General features: G+C 42.8%; 1 rRNA gene. It reads left to right on the forward strand.

The annotated features are described in order from the left end of the window. Window positions 1–212, forward strand: a 23S ribosomal RNA gene (locus CWC17_RS19275); the annotation flags it as partial. Between the last annotated feature and the right edge of the window lie 190 nt (window positions 213–402).

Below are 402 nucleotides of genomic sequence, written 5' to 3' on the forward strand. Positions count from 1 at the left end.
GGGTGTCATTCCAAGGGCATTGCCCGGTAGCTACGTTCGGAACTGATAAGCGCTGAAAGCATCTAAGCGCGAAGCAGGCCTCGAGATGATTTCTCACTAGACTTTTAAAGTCTCTGAAGGGCCGTTGAAGACTACAACGTTGATAGGCAAGATGTGGAAGTGGTGTGAGCCATTAAGCTAACTTGTACTAATTACCCGTGAGGCTTAACCATACAACGCCAAACGCGTTTTGTGACAGAAACAAGCGACAGAAGTTAATAGCTAAAGTAGATAGCAACGACGAAAGACTTAAAAAATATTATCAGATATTTTCCAAATTTATGAGGTGACACTTAACGCGTAGCGTTAAAGTTGAATCACCTTGCGCAAAGGAAAAAGTAGCACGATGTGCTTGTCATTTCT

This window comes from Pseudoalteromonas sp. S3785 (genome assembly GCF_005887365.1).
Taxonomy (GTDB): domain Bacteria; phylum Pseudomonadota; class Gammaproteobacteria; order Enterobacterales; family Alteromonadaceae; genus Pseudoalteromonas.